Below are 18,151 nucleotides of genomic sequence, written 5' to 3' on the forward strand. Positions count from 1 at the left end.
AACCTCGTTTTTCTGGAAATAAGTGTTGATTTTAAAGGCTGGGACGTTTAGACTATATACATTCAAATAAACGGGTTCCAATGTATGATAACGGCTTCAACTGAGTCTGTGGTCACGAGTCAAATGATGCGGAGGGAGTGCCTGTCATCCAGACAGCGCACTCGCTTCTTTTTTACATTTTTGCATACATATGAGGCATTTCCCGGTTGAAAGGACAGAGTGAGTGGAGCACCTACATGGTACGTACAACTTAGAACTTGTTATTTTATCCTATATTATTGCATCGTTAGCTTCGTACGCAGCCCTTGACCTTGCAGGCCGTGTAAGTCAGGCTAGCGGGATGGCGCGGAATGTGTGGCTTACCTGCGGTGCAGTCTCGATGGGGCTGGGGATCTGGTCCATGCATTTCGTAGGTATGCTGGCTTTTGTTCTGCCTACGCAAGTCTCCTATTCCACCGGTAAGGTTGTTTTATCTGTTCTACTTGCTATTGTCGCATCGGGGGTAGCCTTGAACATTGCGGGAAGACAATCGGGCAGGATTAGCAAGCTCATGATTGCTGGAGTGCTTATGACAGTCGGAATCAGCTCAATGCATTATGTGGGAATGGCAGCGATGTCGACTCCGGTTACATATGAACCTGGCAGAGTGATGTTATCCATTCTGATTGCAGCACTTGCTTCATTTGCGGCACTATGGCTCATGTTTTTCTTCCGATATCATCAATCCAGACATACCTGGGTTTACAAGATGGGCAGCGGTCTTATTATGGGTGTTGGAATCTCTGGCATGCACTATACTGGGATGTCAGCCGCACAGTTCCATCATTCACATGCCTCGATGGCAAGTTCAGGGATGCAGATTGAACCCGGTATTCTCGCCTACCTGATCGCATCGGGCACATTTATTGCCTTGGGCTTGACGTTATTCGGCATATTTATCAACCAGCGTATGTCCCAGAAGGATCGACGGATTCATGAGAACGAGCAATGGTATCAGGCACTGTATCATAATCATTCGGATGCGATCATTTCAGTAGACAAGGAAGGCATTGTCAAAGGCATTAATGCTGCAGTAACAACAATCACCGGTTATCCTGAAACAAGGGTCATGAATCGTTCCATTGATGAGATTGTTCAGCAGATCGATATAGAATGGATCAGTGAATTCGATTCCATTGATTGGGATGATCATGGGATGGAGCAGATGCATTACATGGCCAAGATGAGAGACGTGCGGGGTGAACTTCTGGACCTTAGTATTGTTGTAGTCCCGGTTGTCATTGATGGTAATCATGTGGGAAGCCACATTCTGATCAAAGACATTACGGAGGAGAAGCAGGCTCAGGAGAATATTCGTCACCAAGCTTTGCATGATCCGTTGACGGGGCTGCCCAATCGGCGCAAGCTGGATGAGGTGCTGGCATGTACAATCCAATCTTCAGAAGAAAAAGGACATTCGTTTGCTGTTATGGTGATGGATATAGACCGATTCAAGATGATAAATGACTCTTTGGGACACTCCGTTGGAGATGTATTTCTAAGAGAAGTCAGCAACCGGATTATGAAAGCCATAGAGGCTTCTGATCCCTTGGCTATGGAGAATGTCATGCTGGCCCGCATGGGCGGTGACGAGTTCACACTCGTTGTGACCCATGATCAAGCGACAGAGGTAAGAGTGGCAGAACTTGCTAAACAGATTGTTGAAGCCATTCAGTTACCCTATCGCTTGAAGGAAAATGACTTTTACGTGACCGCCAGCATTGGAATTGCGATGTATCCCCATCATGGAGTGGGCGTCGATGCTTTGCTGAAACATGCGGACTCCGCCATGTATGAAGTGAAGAAGAACGGCAAAAATGGCTTCCAATTTTACACGGCCCAACTGGATTCGGAACTTTATGAACGCATTGAGCTGGAAGGATACCTGCGTAAAGCGTTGGAACGCGATGAGATGGTTCTGTACTATCAACCGCAGATTCGTACCGAGGATAGTCGTATGATTGGTGTCGAGGCTCTTATACGTTGGAACCATCCACTTAAAGGGCTGCTTGCACCCAATGTGTTCATCCCGCTTGCAGAAGAGACAGGTATGATCTATGAGATTGGGAAATGGACGCTGCGCGAAGCGTGCAGGCAGATGAAGCTCTGGCATGCCAGCGGTGGGCCGCTCATTCCGGTATCGGTAAACTTGTCCAGCCAGCAGTTCCATCAATCCAACCTGGTAGAACAGGTCAAGAATGCACTCTTGGAGACAGGACTGGAGGCACGTTATCTGGAGCTGGAGATTACAGAGAGCATGATGATGGATGCAACGGTATCTACAGCAATTCTGAATGAACTTAATGCACTGGGTGTCAAAATCAGCTTGGATGATTTCGGTACGGGATACAGTTCCCTGAGTTATCTGAAGCATTTCCCGATTCACAAGCTTAAGATTGATCGTTCATTCGTGACGGACATTACAGAGAGTCACAGCGATCAGGCGATTGTGGCGACCATTATATCGATGGCACAGAATCTCAAGATGGAAGTGATTGCCGAAGGCATTGAGACGAAAGGCCAACTCGATATTCTGATGCAGAATGACTGCCGGGAAATTCAGGGATATTATTTCAGTCGTCCGCTGCCTGCGAGTGAAGTGGAGCATGATTTTTTTGTGCCGCTGCGATTGCAGGGTAATGGTACACCAGCGTTACCTTCCTAATTTTTTGTATGCCAAGCGGCAAGTTCCCGTGTATGTCGGGAACTTGCCGCTTTTTGGTATCATATCTTTTAATGATATCGTTCACGATATAAGCATTTATCATAACCTCACATAAACTTGCGGTGATGCTTCTTACCATCATACGTAAACCAGATCGGTTTATCCTCTACACGTGTCTCTACATGTACCGTACGCCCCCAGAGGCGATACAGATAAGGCAACGTGCGTTCCATGTATTTTAAATCCAGCTCGATGCCCTCATATTGATGTTTCAGTACGAGTTCACCTGTCCGCAGATAGTCAGCATCTTGCACGACCAGATAAGGTGATCCCCCGTTGACACGTGAAAATACGAGCTGATCCCGAATGTTCTCCCAGGACTTGTCGGTGATTTTCCAGTCCGGTCCTTTTTTCTCAAATACGTAGAGGTCGAGATCTTCGGTCAATTGCTTGGTCATGTAATTGCGGATAAAAGAGGTATCGGAATCGAATTCACGTACCTCGAACATTTTGGCACGACCTTGCCCTGGTTTGCGGCCCCAACGTTCCTGTTCTTCACGGGTGGGGTTATCCCAACGCCGTTCAATATCCTCGAAAATCTTCAGTCCCAGATAATACGGATTCAGACTTTGTTTGGATGGCTGCACGACAGAGGAGTTGAGCTTCGCGAATTCAATCGTGTCTTCACTGTTCAGATCGAGTTCACGGATAATGCGTTGATGCCAGTAAGATGCCCAGCCTTCATTCATGATTTTGGTTTCCATCTGTGGCCAGAAATATAACATCTCTTCACGCATCATACTCATGATATCCCGCTGCCAGTCGGTCAATACTTCCGAGAATTCCTGAATAAACCACATGACATCCTTCTCCGGTTCAGGCGGAAAGTGATGAACCTGAATACCTTCGGCGGGTGATTCTTCGGTCTGCACATCATCAAGTGACCAGAGATCATCATAGCGACCTTCCGGCCGGGGTGCTTTCTCACCGCGCTGCTCCCGCATTTTCATCTCCATATAGCGTTGTTTGTCCAAATGGCGGGGTTTAATCAGCTGTGGGTCTACATGCTCCTGAATGGCAATGACAGCATCGATAAATGCTTCAACGGCTTCCGTTCCATACTCCATCTCATAATTGCTGATCCGGTCGGCCGTAGCGGCCATGCTTTCGACCATATTACGGTTGGACTTGGAGAAGCGGGCATTGTTTTTGAAAAAATCGCAGTGGGCCAGGACGTGGGCTACAATCAATTTGTTCTGAATCAGGGAATTGCCATCCAGCAGGAAGGCATAACAAGGGTTGGAATTGATGACAAGCTCATAAATTTTGCTGAGTCCAAAATCGTATTGCATTTTCATCTTATGAAAAGTTTTGCCGAAGCTCCAGTGACTGAAACGGGTCGGCATGCCATAAGCTCCAAAGGTATAAATAATATCCGATGGGCAGATTTCGTACCGCATGGGGTAATAATCCAGGCCGAATCCATTGGCAATCTCCATAATCTCGGCAATGGCGTATTCGAGGTCGCGAATCTCATCTGTCATCTAACGCTGCCTCCTTCCCTTTTCTGGAAAAAGCTGCGCAAAGCTTTGTACACTTCGCCTTTTTCTTTGATCACATAATACATGAACTGATCCATCTTGATATGACGGTAAGCTGACATCAGTGTGCTGCTGCGGTTGTACTGATTCACCTCGCCGTACCCAAACATGTTGCTGCGTTTCATTAACTCCCCGATCAGCTTCACACACCGTTCATTATCCGAGGTTAGATTATCCCCGTCAGAGAAGTGGAAAGGGTAGATGTTGTAGCTTGAAGGTGGATAACGGCTGTCAATAATATCCAACGCCTTCATATATACAGAGGAGCAGATGGTGCCTCCGCTCTCGCCACGGGTAAAGAACTCTTCTTCAGTAACTTCCTTGGCTTCCGTATGATGGGCGAGGAAAACAATCTCGACTTTCTCATACTGACGGCGTAGAAAACGGGTCATCCAGAAGAAAAAGCTGCGCGCGCAGTATTTCTCAAACGAACCCATAGACCCGGATGTATCCATCATGGCAATAATAACGGCATTGGATTGCGGAATAATTTTGTCTTCCCATGTCTTGTAGCGGAGGTCATCTGGACTGATATGATGGATGCCCGGGGTACCGGTCGTTGCATTGCGACGCAGATTCTCCAGAATGGTACGTTTCTTGTCAATATTGGACTGCATGCCTTTTTTGCGAATATCGTTGAATACCACCGTATGTGTCTCAATCAAGTCTTTATCTTTCTGCTTCAGATCGGGTAATTCCAGCTCAGCGAAGAGCATATCTTCCAATTCCTCAATACTAACTTCGGCTTCCACAATATCATGACCCGGCTGATCGCCAGCCTTTTCGCCTTTGCCGGGTTTCTGCGAAGCAGAGGGATCACGACCGATGACGTCTCCGACCTGACTGTCACCGTCTCCTTGACCGACATGTTTTTGCTTCTGGTAGTTATACACAAAACGGTACTCATCCAGACTGCGGATTGGTACCTTGATGATTTGTTTTCCATCAGACATGATGATGTTTTCTTCCGTAATCAGATCAGGCAGATTCTGCTTGATGACATCTTTCACCTTTTGCTGATGGCGCTGTTGGTCCTGGTACCCTTTGCGGTGAAGCGACCAATCTTCCTTCGACACGACGAACGAGTAAGGCTGGTGTGAATTTGACATGTAGGCACCCCCCATTGATTACGCGGCACAGTTTGGCCTGTCGGTAATTAAGTATATTCACGGGCGAGGACGATATGTGATGAGAGTGGATATAAAATGATACAATTACACAAGTTCACCTCAGAGGTAAGGTGTGTCGTAAGAACAGAACGGCTCCATTTTTTACATAAACAGTGAACAAGTGTGATATCCTTCCTTTACAATAGGAGAAAGACATCGATCTGGCATCTGATAGAGGTTGTTTAAAAAGTCCACTTTTGATTCTCTGAACACAGACTATAGAGATGCATGAAAAGGAAGGATGTATGTGAATAAAAAGGCGATCAAGGCTTGGATTATGTATGATTGGGCCAACTCGGCATATGCGACAACTGTGCTGGCAGCAGTACTGCCTGTATTCTATGCTTCGGTTGCTGCGGCTACGCTGGATACAGATACGGCCGCATCCTACCTGGCCTATACCCATTCCATTGGCATGTTGTGCGTAGCTCTGCTAACACCGCTGCTTGGCACGCTGGCTGATTTGTCAGGACGGAAGGGCGACTTCCTGCGTATATTTGCAATCATTGGTGTCCTTGCCACATTGGGATTCAGCGCAATCGGAGAAGGGGACTGGTTACTTGCTTCCGCATTACTGGTCATATCTACGATTGGTTTTGCAGGTGGTAATACCTTTTACGATGCCATGCTGCCGGATCTGGTACCTGTGGAACGAAGAGACATGATATCTTCCAAAGGTTATGCCTATGGTTACATTGGAGGAGGTTTGCTATTTGCAGTGAACATGCTGATGATTCAGCAACCGGGCTGGTTCGGGATGAGCAGTACATTGGCAGGCACAAGGCTAGCTTTTATCTCCGTGTCGCTGTGGTGGTTTTTGTTCTCAATACCGATCTTTCGCCATGCTCCGAGACGGCCAGCATCACCAGATCTGCCCGGCACGTGGAAAGGGTATGCTGCGGTGGGTGTTCGCAGACTACGGCAAACCTTTCGTCAGATGAGGCGTTTTCCCCAGTTAATCCGCATGCTGGTGGCTTTCTGGTTTTTTAATGACGGCATTAATACCATCATTCTGATGGCTACGATCTACGGGACAAGTATAGGCATAGGTACAGCCGACTTGATGTTGGCGCTACTGTTAACCCAGTTTATCGGTTTTCCTTGCACCTTGTTACTGGGAGCCTGGGCACAGCGCTGGGGAGCGAAGCGGGTATTGATCTTCAGTTTATCTGTATACATATGTATCGTAATTCTCGGTTATTTCATGACACAAGCGATTCACTTCTATATGCTCGCTGGATTGGTTGGTGTCGTGCAGGGTGTAAGTCAATCCACAGCTCGTTCCATGTTCAGCAATCTGATGCCAGCTGGCAGAACAGGTGAGTATTTTGGATTCGTGAATATTACAGGCAAATTCTCTTCGATCTTCGGTCCCTTTGTGTTTGGTTATGTTGGGCAAATAACAGGTTCTACACGTTGGGGAATTCTGTCCCTCATTTTCTTTTTCGTCGCCGGAATTGCAGTATTGTTAACTGTAAACGTACAGAAGGGAATGCAGGATGCTACTTTTGCAGATGAGGAAGAAGGGCGTAAGGGGAGTGTCGGAACTCTGCTGGGCAAAGTTCAAATGTAGGGTCTACTGGTTAGTTTTTTGATAGGTGTCATATCCAACTTCTCGTTGGAATACTCATGGCTTCAGGCGTTGTTCTTCGCAGAACATGTCTGAAGCTTATTCGCATTTGTGCATCTTAATCAAGATGAATTAGGAGGAAGTGCTGAAACGACAGACAGCAGAATACCATGTAAGAGTAAGAATTTATGAAAAGGTGAAAATAAAAGATTGACATGATACATTTTGTATCATAGAGTAAAACTATGAATACATACTGTATCTGAGAGTTGTCGAATACAACCATGTGTTTTGCTTCATTCCCGTGTAAGATTCCGCCGGAATATTGCAAAATACTGACCAATAGCGTGCATGTTACTCGTTTTGCCAAACACAAAGGTAGAGTCTGGTCTATCCCGGCTACATATTTATACTAATGAACAGAGGAGAGGCTGCCATTGATCGATGCTCAAGGTAACGGACTTGTTTTCTTACTATGTGTTCCCCGCAGTGGTAGTTCCTTATCCACCGTCATGCTGCAAAATCACAGTCGTATATTTGCCACCCAGGAAATGTGGTTTCTGATGAATCTTGTCGATTTGCCCAAAGGTGATTCACGCGCTTATGGTGGTAGCTCCATCGTTCGTCAGTTCTACAATGCCATGGTACCCGAGGATGTCTTCGAAAAGGCGTGCCGAAGTTTTGCTCTCGAGATCTACAATGGATTCCTGGAGGGTAGCGGAGCAGACTTCATCGTAGATAAATCTCCACGGTACTATTACATGCTTGAATGGCTGGATCGTCTATTCCCTCAGTCCAAGCGCATTCATCTCCAACGTAATCCTCTGGCCATAGCTGCATCATTCAAAAAGGTAAACCGCCATACAGGAGAAGGATTCGACCTGATTCATAGTCTGCATAGCCCCAAATTAAATATGAAATCTGCGGATCTCACACTTGGGATGCTCCGCTTGAATGATTATTTTGCCGAACCACACTCCAATGCGTATGAGTTGCAATATGAACAATTAGTTTCTAATCCTCAGGAAGAACTTGAGAAACTATGCGCATTTCTGGGAATTCGATATGAACAGGGTATGGAGCAATATGGACAGTTTCTGGACAGTCCGAAGTCTGACATGTTTTACAGTATGGGCGTGGGTGATCCATTTCTTTCTTCGCATCAAGAGGCACATCAGGGTTCTGTTAACAACTGGAAAAACATATTGGAGCCGGGTGAAGTTGAATTGTATTGCCGTGTGATGGGGGCAGATCTGTTCCACCGGATGGGATACAGTGAACAGCTCGCAGAAGCCGAACAATGGACGGGAGTCCATTATGATGCAAGTCCTGATCAAGAGGTTATCGACCGGATCACGCATCAGTTGACAGCAGCGACCGGTTGCCAGTGGCAACCGCAATACCGAATGCAGCCAGCAGATTCTGTCGTTCATGCTCCACCTGGGACTCCTGATGACCAAGTTGTCGAAGAACCTGAAAAGACAGACCCTACACTGGCTGCACTGGTCACGATCAGACAACTGCAAGCTGCATTACGGGCGGCAGATCATCGTCTGGAACGGGGATACAGTGAGCGGGAACGCCTGAAAGTTCAGTTGGCTTCTGCTCAAAGCAAAATACAGCGTATCAAATCATGGGTACCATTTGGTCATCAGATCAGCGCCTGGGCTTCACAGCGCAAGATTCTACGGGGAGGAAAGTCATGAGCGCCATAGCGGGAATTGTTCATAACGATGGTCAACAGGCGCTATGGGAAGACAGCTGGCGCTTGTATGCAAGCCTGGGGCATGTGCCTGCGGACACAACAGGAGTGTGGAAAGGCAACGAGGCTTTTCTTAGCTGTCATGCCCAATGGATTACACCGGAATCGGTTAGCGAGAAATTGCCTTTATATGATGAGGAAAGTGGCCTGACGATCACGGCAGATGCCATTCTGGATAATCGGGAACAACTGGCAGATCAATTACAGATATCCAGAGCTGAACTGGCTATGTTGGCTGATAGTGAACTGATCTTGCGTGCCTATCAGCGCTGGGGAGACGATGTAGCTGTCCGATTGCTGGGGGATTTTGTATTCGCCATATGGGATGAGCGGAATCGCAAACTGTATGCAGCGAGAGACATTACAGGCATGAGAGCTTTCTATTACCGACACGATGGTTCACGATTTGCTTTCTGCACACTCATGAATCCGTTGCTCGGGCTTGAAGGGGTACATAAAGAACTTGATGAGACCTGGCTATCTGAGTTTCTTGCCATTCCCGACATGCATGATTCAGCAGATATCAATTCGACCGTATATCGTGGGGTAAGCCAGCTGCCTTCTGCACATACACTTGTCTTCCGTGACGGCAGGCTGGAGCTGAAGCAATATCATCGTTGGGATGAAGTGGAACCTCTACGGCTCAAATCCGACGGTGAATATGTAGAAGCGTTCCGAGAGGTATTCGCTCAGGCAGTCGGATCACGATTGCGAACGCACAGGCAGGTGGCTGCCGCATTAAGTGGAGGACTGGACTCGGGGGCCGTGGTAGGTTTTGCTTCCGGAACACTGAGAAGTCAGGGCAAACGCCTGCATGCCTATAGTTATGTTCCCGTACCGGATTTCACTGATTATACGTCAAAAACGTTGCTAGCCGATGAGAGGCCCTTCATACGTTCCACGATTAATCACGTCGGCAATATTACGGAGAACTACCTTGATTTTGAAGGCAGAAGCCCACTTAGTGAAATAGATACGTGGCTCGACATTATGGAAATGCCCTATAAATACTTTGAAAATTCATTCTGGATTCGCGGATTCTATGAAAAAGCAAGCCAGCAAGATGCAGGTATTCTGCTCACAGGCGCACGTGGTAATTTCACCATCTCCTGGGGGCCGGCTCTGGATTATTACGCCAGTCTGCTGAAAAGTGGCCGATGGTACCGCTGGTTCCGTGAGATGCAGCAGTATAGTGAACGGACTGGCATGCCCTTCTCCCGTATAGCCAAGATTACGGGGCGAAAGGCATATCCGGAATGGTTCAAGGCTCAGTCCAAGGGAGCAAGCAAGGCCGCATCTGTACAATTGATCCATCCTGATTTTGCGCAAAGAACGGGTGTGCTGGAACGACTCAAATCCATTATTGTTCGTCAAGGCGGTGCGCAGGCGGATGCACTCAAGGTTCGTGCCGAGAAATTCAATAACCTGGCCATTGCGAATAAAAATGGTGCCGTAGCCACAAAATGTTCTCTCCGTTATCGGGCTTGGGAACGTGACCCGACCAGTGACATCAGGGTTATTCGATTCTGTCTGTCTGTACCGATTGAACAATATGTGAAGCACGGAACGGATCGTTCATTGATTCGCCGGGCGACTTCACCCGAGTTGCCCGACAAGGTCAGACTGAATCAGCGTGTACGGGGGGTACAACCGGCGGATTGGCTACATCGCATCATTCCAAATTGGGAGTCGTTTACGGCCGAGTTGCGTGAGTTGTGTTCTGACAGCAAGGTCGCTGGCATATTAAACACGGAGCGCATCCAATCTGCCCTGGCCAATTTTCCGAGTCCGAGACCGGAGCTCGCTTCACATCCGGATCTGCGATTGATGATGCATAGTCTGATCGTATACCGCTTTATTCGCAAATTTTGACCATGTGCACATGAAGGGAGGTGAAAACAATGCAAAACGAAAAGAAAGAATGGCAAGCTCCAGCTCTTGAAGTGTTGGAAGTTAATCAAACGATGGCCGGTACTGGCTACAGACAAATTGACTGGGTAACTGATCACGATGCGGATCTGTATGATCCAACTTCCTAAGTTGTTAAGTTATTAAGTTTTAACCAGCGTCATCATACTTAAAGGGCGGAAATGGTACCAATCCAGATTTCGCCTCCGCCCTTATATTGAGCAACATGAATATAAGGGCTTTTTTTACATTTAATCACGAAGGAGGCGTCGTTCATTGTTGCTTGTGCATTATGTAGCGTATGGTCTACGCTGGTCGAGCCAAATTCGAATGCCTGAACTTCAGATTGCACCCAAGCATTCGGAGACGGATTGGGATGTAGCGGATGTACACATCGAGTCTTCAGATTTGACCCCATTGTGGGAGGACTGGGATGTAGGCAACGACAACTTTGTTGCACGAGAGGGCAGCCTTTTTTTCAAAATCGAAGATACAGGTCTGTTTCTGATAGAGCAAGGAAAGCGCATTGTCGTGTCCCCTATATCGGGTGCAGATGAGAAAAAGGTCAGATTATTCATTCTGGGCACGTGTATGGCGGTCATAATGATGCAACGTGGCATTCTTCCATTGCATGGTAGTGCAGTGGTTATTGATGGGTGGGCTTACGCATTTGTCGGACATTCTGGAGCAGGCAAATCGACACTATCGGCTGCCCTGGCATCACGCGGATATCCGCTTCTCACCGATGATGTCGTTGCACTCACCTGGGGTGCCGGGGGAAGAGCCATCGTATCGCCTGGTTATCCACAACAAAAATTGTGGCAGCCCAGTCTGGATGGTTTCGGCATGAAGGAACAGGATTATGCAACGGTTCACGCGGAGATTACGAAGTATGCGATACCTGTTCAGCACTATTTTCATGAGATGGCCGTACCACTAGGCGGAATCTTCGAACTCGCTCCACAACCGGAGGCAAACTATTCGTCCGTTCAACTGGTTGAAGTGAAGGGGCTGGAACGATTGCATCTCTTATGCTCGCATACGTTCCGTGGTGGACTCGTTGCAAGACAGGGATTGGCACAGTGGCTGTTCGAGACGGCTTCAAGACTTTCAGCGAGTGTGGAGATTGGCAGATTGGTCAGAACGGGTGCTGAGTTTACAGCATTTGAGATGGTGGATCGGATTACAGATCATATACGTAAAGGAGTGCACACAGGATAATGACAGCGACTACGCCGATGAATGTGGAAGACCGGGTAACCCGGAAGGAAGGCAATCTGGTGAGTGACATGGGCAGTGAGAAAGTCATGATGAGCATTAGCTCTGGAAAATACTATAATCTCGGAAGTACCGGAGGACGAATCTGGGATCTGATCGCAGAAGAACGCACGCTGGGTGAAGTTGTAGACGTACTCGCTGCGGAGTATGAGATTGAGCCGGATGTATGTCGTGAGCAGGTAGTGCAGTTCCTGGAACATTTGTCCCGTGAAGGTCTGATCGACGTTACTCGCGGAGTGTAGCATGATGTTGCGAAAAATAAAGGCTTATCTCTCGCTCCCGCGGGCGATGCGTCGACTGATATGGGAGGCCTATCTCTTCCTTGGCTGGGCGCGCATACAGAAGGCTATGCCATTCGCCAAAATCGCCCCAGGTCTGGGTACACCCATGGTTGAAACGCCGATGACAGGAATTGATCGCAGCGAGGTCATCGCTATCCGGAATATTTCCAAAGCGATTTCGCTTGCTAGTAAATATACGTTATGGGAAAGCCGCTGCCTTGTAATGGCGATTGCCGGGATGAAGATGCTTGAGCGTCGCAAGATAGAGAGTACGTTATACATGGGGACTGCGCGGAATAAGCAAGGACATATGATGGCTCATGCCTGGCTGCGAAGTGGTAAATTGATCGTGACCGGAGCTGATACTATGGACCAATATACGGTTGTCGGCGTGTTTGGCAAACGGTGTCCGGAGAAGGGATCTGGGGAGATTGTCTATGATACATGAAAGTGAACTCTATTCATCAGGATTTCCGAAGGAACTTAAGCTGATTTTGAGCATCATTAGAGGTGATCTGACGGCTCTATCCCCTGAAGAACGCAAGGCCGGTTTACAAGGAACGGATTGGCAGCTCTTTCTGCGGCTGGTCTATCATCACCGCTTATACTCTGTCCTTTATTTGAAAATGAAAGAATTGAACTCGGTGATCATTCCAGCAGATGTTATGGAGAGCTTGAGACAACAATACACGGCCAATACGTTCCGCATGTTACATCTGACAGCTGAAATGGAACAGGTGTGTGGAGCTTTCCGTGAACACGGCATCCGTAATATTACGCTGAAGGGGCCCGCGCTGGCTCATGATCTATATGGTGATGTATCCATGCGAACCTCCAAAGACCTGGATATTCTGATTCCGTTCGATGATGTGGAAGCGGCTGAAGGCATTCTGGCTACCCTTGGTTACGTATCCAAGGAAGGGGAGCGGGCACCTACGGTTCGCAGCTGGAAATGGCGGGAACATCATATCTGTTACATCCATCCGGTCAAAAGGACTCAAGTGGAGATTCATTGGCGTTTGAACCCGGATTCGGGCAAAGAAACCGATTTTGAATTGTTGTGGAAACGGAGCCGGTTCAGTTCATACACACAGACACCTGTTCGTATGCTTGAACAAGAAGATCTCTGGGCTTATTTGGTAACCCATGGAGCACGTCATGGCTGGTTCAGACTGCGTTGGTTGCTGGATATCGATCAGATGATTCGAAGCATGCCACTCGATGTGAAAAAAGTAGAACGGCGTCTGAAAGCGGAGGGACGTTTGTCCATTGGTTCACAGGCTCTTCACTTGGCATCAGATCTGCTGAACACGCCACTGGATACAGAGTACAGGTCCTTGATGTCCTTGAGTGATCGTACAGGCAAACGATTAGCGAGTGAAGGCGCAGAGTTCATGAATGATATGCTGGAAAGTCCGGCTGATATGAAATCGTATCCGTCGTATCTGTTTAAACTCCGAAGTACGAAACAGAAGTGGTTTTTCTTTATTGAGCGGTTATATCCAAGTACATGGGATGTGGATCAACTGCCGCTTCCGCGTTCTTTGTTTTTTCTGTACTTTCCGTTACGTCCGTTTCTCTGGTTCTGGCGGCGAATTAAAAGGTATACGGTCACGGAGAGGGGTAAAGTATGATCTCGGAATTAAAGTATTTTATGCGAAAGCTGCATCATGTCACGGGGCCCATTTTATATTGGAATCTGCTAGGGATGATCTGTATCAGTCTCATGGAAGGGATCGGGATCTACATGCTTGTTCCGATGTTGAGTCTGATCGGTATATTTGAGATGGGCTCCGCTGGGTTGAACATTCCCTGGATTGGACAAATGTTGAATCGTTTTTCTGAGAATGGCCAATTGTTACTCGTATTGTTCACCTTTGTATTGATTGTCTCCGGACAGGCCTGGATGCAGCGTCTTCAGACGATCCGTAATACTCGAATCCAGCAGCAATTTGTACGAACGCTGCGCATGGAAACCTATGGTGCCATTATTATGGCGCAGTGGTCATTTTTTCTCCAAAAACGAAAATCCGATTTTAACCATATATTAACGACTGAGCTTGCACGTGTCAGCCAAGGCACAGGCATTGTACTGCAAATGACAGCCTCCCTGATCTTTACGGGCATACAGATTGGTCTGGCTTTCTGGTTGTCTGCGAAATTGACAGCACTTGTGTTGGTCTGTGGATTGCTGCTCTTTATGGTCTTGAGAAAATTCGTCAAGCGAGCCAAACAGATCGGGGATCAGACTTCTGGATTCTCGCAAAGTTATTATAATGGCATAACCGAGCATTTTAACGGAATTAAGGATATTAAGAGCAATATGCTTGAGCGATCACACATGAATTGGTTCGAGCGTATGTGCAGACAGATTGAACGCAATGTCATTCAATTTAGCCAATTGAACAGTGGAACACAGCTGATTCATCGGATGTCTGCGGCGATCATTATTGCGGCATTCATTTATCTTTCTCTTCGTGTAATGACGGTGCCACCTGCAAGTCTGCTGCTCATCATCCTTATTTTTTCCCGCTTATGGCCTAGATTTACAGCGATTCAGTCCAATCTGGAGTACATCAGCTCCATGCTGCCTGCGTTCCGTGTGGTAAGAGAAATGCAAGCTCAGACGGCGAAAAGTCGTGAGATTAGTGAAGAAGTGGCTTCAGCGGGAGAGACGGGGTCTCATGTGATTCAACCCATGGTATTTCAAGAATCGATCACATGTGAGGATGTCTGTTATCGTTATGAGGGAAGTGATACGTACTCATTGAGGAATGTAAAGGCTTCGATTCCCGCAAGTGGCATGACCGCGATTGTGGGTAAATCTGGAGCAGGCAAGAGCACACTAATCGATCTGATTATGGGTCTTGTAAGGCCAGAGAGCGGTCGTATTCTGATTGACGGTGTTCCTCTGTCAGAAGAGCGTTTATTGAGCTGGAGAAGTTCTATCGGATATGTCTCCCAGGACCCTTTCCTGTTTCATACCAGTATTCGTGAGAATCTGCGTCTGGTTGATCCCAATGCAAGTGAAGAACAGATGTGGCAGGCTTTGCAGTTTTCCTCCTCTGCGGCTTTTGTACGGAAGCTGCCGCAGGGTCTGGATACGATTATTGGTGATCGAGGTATTCGTCTATCCGGTGGCGAACGTCAGCGATTGGTGCTTGCCCGGGCCATGCTGAGGAATCCTTCGGTATTGGTACTGGATGAAGCAACAAGTGCGCTCGATAGTGAGAATGAACAGTATATTCATGAGGCGCTGGAACGACTGAAAGGACATGTGACCATTATCGTGATTGCACACCGATTGTCTACGATTCGGACAGCGGATCGTGTCATTGTGCTCGATGAAGGTCGGGTGATTCAAGAGGGCGGGTACCAGCAGTTATCAACTGATCCGGTAGGGACGTTCAGTAAACTTCTGAATATGCAAGCGGGTGTTGTAGGACAGTAAGTAAGTTTTTCTGTATATTCGTTTATCGAAGGATAACCAGCAATTATTATGTTAAAAGGCGCGCCACTGCGGGCGCGCCTTTCATGTAAGTGGGCTAGTATAATGACAAGGATTAATGAACAAGTGCTGTATTGGAAGGGATCGGAAGCTGAAGAGCGCCGATCTGCTTCAAATGTTGTACAATCTCTTGCACGGCTTCCTCAATGGACGATTGCTCTGTATCGATGATGAATGAAGGAGATTTTGGTACATCATAGGGGGCCGAAATGCCTGTGAAATGCGGGATATCACCGTTGCGTGCTTTTTTGTATAGACCCTTGGGATCACGCCGCTCACATTCTTGAATTGAACAGCGCACATAGATTTCAATAAAATCATCGGGTTCAAATAACTGTCTGACCATCTCCCGATCCTGTGCATCTGGAGAGATAAAGGCTGAAAGGACAAACAACCCGGCATCTACCATTAACTTGGACACTTCGCCAATACGCCGCAAATTTTCTTGACGATCCCCTGTTGTAAAACCGAGATCACGGTTCAGTCCATGACGAACATTATCCCCGTCCAGAACATAACAGCGTACGCCTTGGTCATAGAGATATTGCTCCAGGGCAAATGCAAGGGATGACTTTCCTGCACCTGATAACCCGGTAAACCAGATGGCACGACTACGGTGCCCATGTTGTTTCTCCCGGTCTTGTCTTTTGATGTTGGATGATTGCCAGGTTATATTGCGCTCTTCCTTCGACATGTGTATCCCGCCTTTTCCCTACCATGATATGTATAATATTTTAACATATTTACAAGATTATAGCACCTTACAGATTTCTTCAAAATAAGCGTGAATCGACAAAATATCGGGTATAGATGTAGTACATACATAAGCAATATGCATATATCCAAGGAGTATTTTGCATGAAATGATGTAGAATGCTCACATCGCAGGAGGAACAAGGCCATGAACGAAAACATACAAAACATACAAGTTGGATTCAAATGCCCGGATTGCCATCAGGATGTTCGAGTGGAATTTATAGATGAACAGGTCAGCACTGTTCGTTGCAAAGGTTGTGACAGAGCATATACCTTGTTGAAGCCAACCATTGGTGATGAGATTCTTCTGGATTGGGAACAGGAGGCATTGTATCACAAGCTGAGGGCAGAACGCTCTGAACTGGATAATCACAATATGTCCGCCTTAATTATCAAAGTTATCGAGCTGCTTACATGGCGTGATCGGGGAGATGGACAGACTCGTGCCATACAGACCGTGAGGGAATGGCTTGCTTCCAGTGGCAAACCCCAGACCTTGCTTGAATTGTTCTATCAATCTCCGCCACAACCTGAAAATAAACGTTTTGATCGTTGATAATTTACATACATTAGCCGTTCCTGTGGCATATTACCTGAAGGTGTTCGTGTATACAAACGACTAGCCGAATTTTCAGGAACAGGAGCGGATGGAATGAAGCGAATGGTTCTATATATATTGGTGGCACTGTTATCCATCAGTATGGTACCGGCACAGACTGAAGCATCACCGGTTACCGGAGCATATCACTTTGGCTTCAAAAAGAGTCAAAACGGTCAGCTGCCCTCCATTGATCAGGAAGGCTTCAAATCGATCTTACAACATAACGATGCCATTTTCCTGGGGGATACAAAGCAAAAGGAATTGTATCTCACGTTTGATAACGGGTATGAGAATGGATTCACGCCTGCCATACTGGATGTTTTGCGTACCAAGAAGGTGCCAGCTGCTTTCTTTGTAACAGGTCATTATCTGAAAGATCAGCCTGAGTTGGTCAAACGCATGGCGGCTGAAGGTCATATCGTCGGTAATCATTCATGGAGTCATCCGGATATGACCCGTATCTCCAATGAAAAGCTTAAAGTGGAACTGGAGAAGGTCAAATCAGAGGTGAATCGTCTGACAGGTCAACAAGCGACCTTTTTACGCCCACCGCGCGGAATCTTTAACAATCGCACGCTTGCGGAGAGTCATGCTCAGGGTTATGTGAATGTGTTCTGGTCTGTTGCCTACAAAGATTGGGATACCAATGTGCAACGTGGTGCACAATATGCTCATCAAGAGGTATTGAAGCAACTTCATCCAGGGGCTGTCATTTTGCTTCACTCGGTATCCAAAGATAACACGGAAGCACTCGGCTCCATTATTGATGAGGCACGCAAGCAAGGGTATGTATTTAAAAGTCTGGATGATTTGCGAACCAAAAATTATTGATCTGTTTCGTGATGAAGAATGGATCAAATGTAGGTCATTCAAAAGTATAGCAAAATATGAAAGGGCATCCTGAGCGATTAGGCTCGGAATGCCCTTTTTAGTTGTATCGGTATGTCTGTCCAAGTAATGGATGTAACCACATACAGATCCAGAAGAAAGGATTGGGTAATACGATACGATGG

The 18,151-nt window shown here is 47.0% G+C and carries 15 protein-coding genes; 12 read left to right on the forward strand and 3 right to left on the reverse strand.

The genetic code is table 11. From position 1 onward, the window contains the following. Positions 1 to 223: 223 nt before the first annotated feature. Positions 224 to 2,704 carry an EAL domain-containing protein gene (locus MKY85_RS09160; protein ID WP_342572421.1) on the forward strand — a complete coding sequence of 827 codons (2,481 nt, stop codon included), beginning with the start codon at positions 224 to 226 and terminating at the stop codon, positions 2,702 to 2,704. A 107-nt stretch (positions 2,705 to 2,811) separates the two neighbouring features. On the opposite strand, the gene MKY85_RS09165 is transcribed toward MKY85_RS09160, so the two are convergent. Next, positions 2,812 to 4,248, reverse strand: a complete 1,437-nt coding sequence (locus MKY85_RS09165; protein ID WP_339240911.1) for a SpoVR family protein — start codon at positions 4,246 to 4,248, stop codon at positions 2,812 to 2,814. After that, positions 4,245 to 5,414, reverse strand: coding sequence for a sporulation protein YhbH (yhbH, locus tag MKY85_RS09170; protein WP_036609998.1), 1,170 nt, complete (start codon positions 5,412 to 5,414; stop codon positions 4,245 to 4,247). Before yhbH ends, MKY85_RS09165 begins: the two co-directional genes overlap by 4 nt. 307 nt (positions 5,415 to 5,721) lie before the next feature. On the opposite strand from yhbH, the gene MKY85_RS09175 reads away from it, so the two are divergent. The 9 genes from MKY85_RS09175 to MKY85_RS09215 all read left to right on the forward strand — a co-directional run bounded on the left by MKY85_RS09175 (position 5,722) and on the right by MKY85_RS09215 (position 15,724). Continuing rightward, positions 5,722 to 7,047, forward strand: a complete 1,326-nt coding sequence (locus MKY85_RS09175; protein WP_342572422.1) for an MFS transporter — start codon at positions 5,722 to 5,724, stop codon at positions 7,045 to 7,047. Positions 7,048 to 7,481: 434 nt separating this feature from the next. Beyond that, on the forward strand, positions 7,482 to 8,750 hold the full coding sequence (locus MKY85_RS09180; RefSeq protein ID WP_342572423.1) for a sulfotransferase: 1,269 nt from the start codon (positions 7,482 to 7,484) through the stop codon (positions 8,748 to 8,750). Next, entirely contained in the window at positions 8,747 to 10,678 is a 1,932-nt protein-coding gene (locus MKY85_RS09185; RefSeq protein ID WP_342572424.1) for an asparagine synthase-related protein, read from the forward strand. The genes MKY85_RS09180 and MKY85_RS09185 overlap by 4 nt, the downstream gene beginning before the upstream one ends. Positions 10,679 to 10,707: 29 nt before the next feature. Next, complete coding sequence (locus MKY85_RS09190) at positions 10,708 to 10,845, forward strand: paeninodin family lasso peptide (RefSeq protein WP_339240916.1); 138 nt, start codon at positions 10,708 to 10,710, stop codon at positions 10,843 to 10,845. Between the two features lie 145 nt (positions 10,846 to 10,990). Continuing rightward, complete coding sequence (locus MKY85_RS09195; RefSeq protein ID WP_342572425.1) at positions 10,991 to 11,935, forward strand: aldolase; 945 nt, start codon at positions 10,991 to 10,993, stop codon at positions 11,933 to 11,935. Then, positions 11,935 to 12,234 (forward strand): lasso peptide biosynthesis PqqD family chaperone, encoded by a 300-nt coding sequence (locus tag MKY85_RS09200; protein ID WP_339260080.1) that lies wholly within the window; start codon positions 11,935 to 11,937, stop codon positions 12,232 to 12,234. Before MKY85_RS09195 ends, MKY85_RS09200 begins: the two co-directional genes overlap by 1 nt. A 4-nt stretch (positions 12,235 to 12,238) precedes the next feature. Beyond that, positions 12,239 to 12,721 carry a lasso peptide biosynthesis B2 protein gene (locus MKY85_RS09205; RefSeq protein WP_339261358.1) on the forward strand — a complete coding sequence of 161 codons (483 nt, stop codon included), beginning with the start codon at positions 12,239 to 12,241 and terminating at the stop codon, positions 12,719 to 12,721. Further along, positions 12,711 to 13,907, forward strand: coding sequence for a nucleotidyltransferase family protein (locus tag MKY85_RS09210; protein ID WP_342572426.1), 1,197 nt, complete (start codon positions 12,711 to 12,713; stop codon positions 13,905 to 13,907). The genes MKY85_RS09205 and MKY85_RS09210 overlap by 11 nt, the downstream gene beginning before the upstream one ends. After that, positions 13,907 to 15,724, forward strand: a complete 1,818-nt coding sequence (locus MKY85_RS09215) for an ABC transporter ATP-binding protein (RefSeq protein ID WP_342573320.1) — start codon at positions 13,907 to 13,909, stop codon at positions 15,722 to 15,724. Before MKY85_RS09210 ends, MKY85_RS09215 begins: the two co-directional genes overlap by 1 nt. 112 nt (positions 15,725 to 15,836) lie before the next feature. Here the strand turns inward: MKY85_RS09215 and cysC are convergent, their stop codons facing one another. Next, entirely contained in the window at positions 15,837 to 16,475 is a 639-nt protein-coding gene (gene cysC / locus MKY85_RS09220) for an adenylyl-sulfate kinase (RefSeq protein ID WP_342572427.1), read from the reverse strand. A 207-nt stretch (positions 16,476 to 16,682) separates the two neighbouring features. On the opposite strand from cysC, the gene MKY85_RS09225 reads away from it, so the two are divergent. Both MKY85_RS09225 and pdaA read left to right on the forward strand, forming a co-directional pair. Next, positions 16,683 to 17,093, forward strand: a complete 411-nt coding sequence (locus tag MKY85_RS09225) for a hypothetical protein (protein ID WP_339240925.1) — start codon at positions 16,683 to 16,685, stop codon at positions 17,091 to 17,093. A 96-nt stretch (positions 17,094 to 17,189) separates the two neighbouring features. After that, positions 17,190 to 17,969 carry a delta-lactam-biosynthetic de-N-acetylase gene (pdaA, locus tag MKY85_RS09230; protein WP_342572428.1) on the forward strand — a complete coding sequence of 260 codons (780 nt, stop codon included), beginning with the start codon at positions 17,190 to 17,192 and terminating at the stop codon, positions 17,967 to 17,969. Positions 17,970 to 18,151 lie beyond the last annotated feature (182 nt).

The sequence above is a fragment of the Paenibacillus sp. FSL R5-0749 genome (assembly GCF_038595085.1).
Taxonomy (GTDB): Bacteria; Bacillota; Bacilli; order Paenibacillales; family Paenibacillaceae; genus Paenibacillus.

Excerpts from the sequence above, each read along its gene's own strand:
- MKY85_RS09165 (WP_339240911.1), bottom strand. The coding sequence starts at position 4,248 with ATGACAGATGAGATTCGCGACCTCGAATACGCCATTGCCGAGATTATG.
- yhbH (WP_036609998.1), bottom strand. The coding sequence starts at position 5,414 with ATGTCAAATTCACACCAGCCTTACTCGTTCGTCGTGTCGAAGGAAGAT.
- MKY85_RS09185 (WP_342572424.1), top strand. The coding sequence starts at position 8,747 with ATGAGCGCCATAGCGGGAATTGTTCATAACGATGGTCAACAGGCGCTA.
- MKY85_RS09190 (WP_339240916.1), top strand. The coding sequence starts at position 10,708 with ATGCAAAACGAAAAGAAAGAATGGCAAGCTCCAGCTCTTGAAGTGTTG.
- MKY85_RS09200 (WP_339260080.1), top strand. The coding sequence starts at position 11,935 with ATGACAGCGACTACGCCGATGAATGTGGAAGACCGGGTAACCCGGAAG.
- MKY85_RS09205 (WP_339261358.1), top strand. The coding sequence starts at position 12,239 with ATGTTGCGAAAAATAAAGGCTTATCTCTCGCTCCCGCGGGCGATGCGT.
- MKY85_RS09210 (WP_342572426.1), top strand. The coding sequence starts at position 12,711 with ATGATACATGAAAGTGAACTCTATTCATCAGGATTTCCGAAGGAACTT.
- cysC (WP_342572427.1), bottom strand. The coding sequence starts at position 16,475 with ATGTCGAAGGAAGAGCGCAATATAACCTGGCAATCATCCAACATCAAA.
- MKY85_RS09225 (WP_339240925.1), top strand. The coding sequence starts at position 16,683 with ATGAACGAAAACATACAAAACATACAAGTTGGATTCAAATGCCCGGAT.
- pdaA (WP_342572428.1), top strand. The coding sequence starts at position 17,190 with ATGAAGCGAATGGTTCTATATATATTGGTGGCACTGTTATCCATCAGT.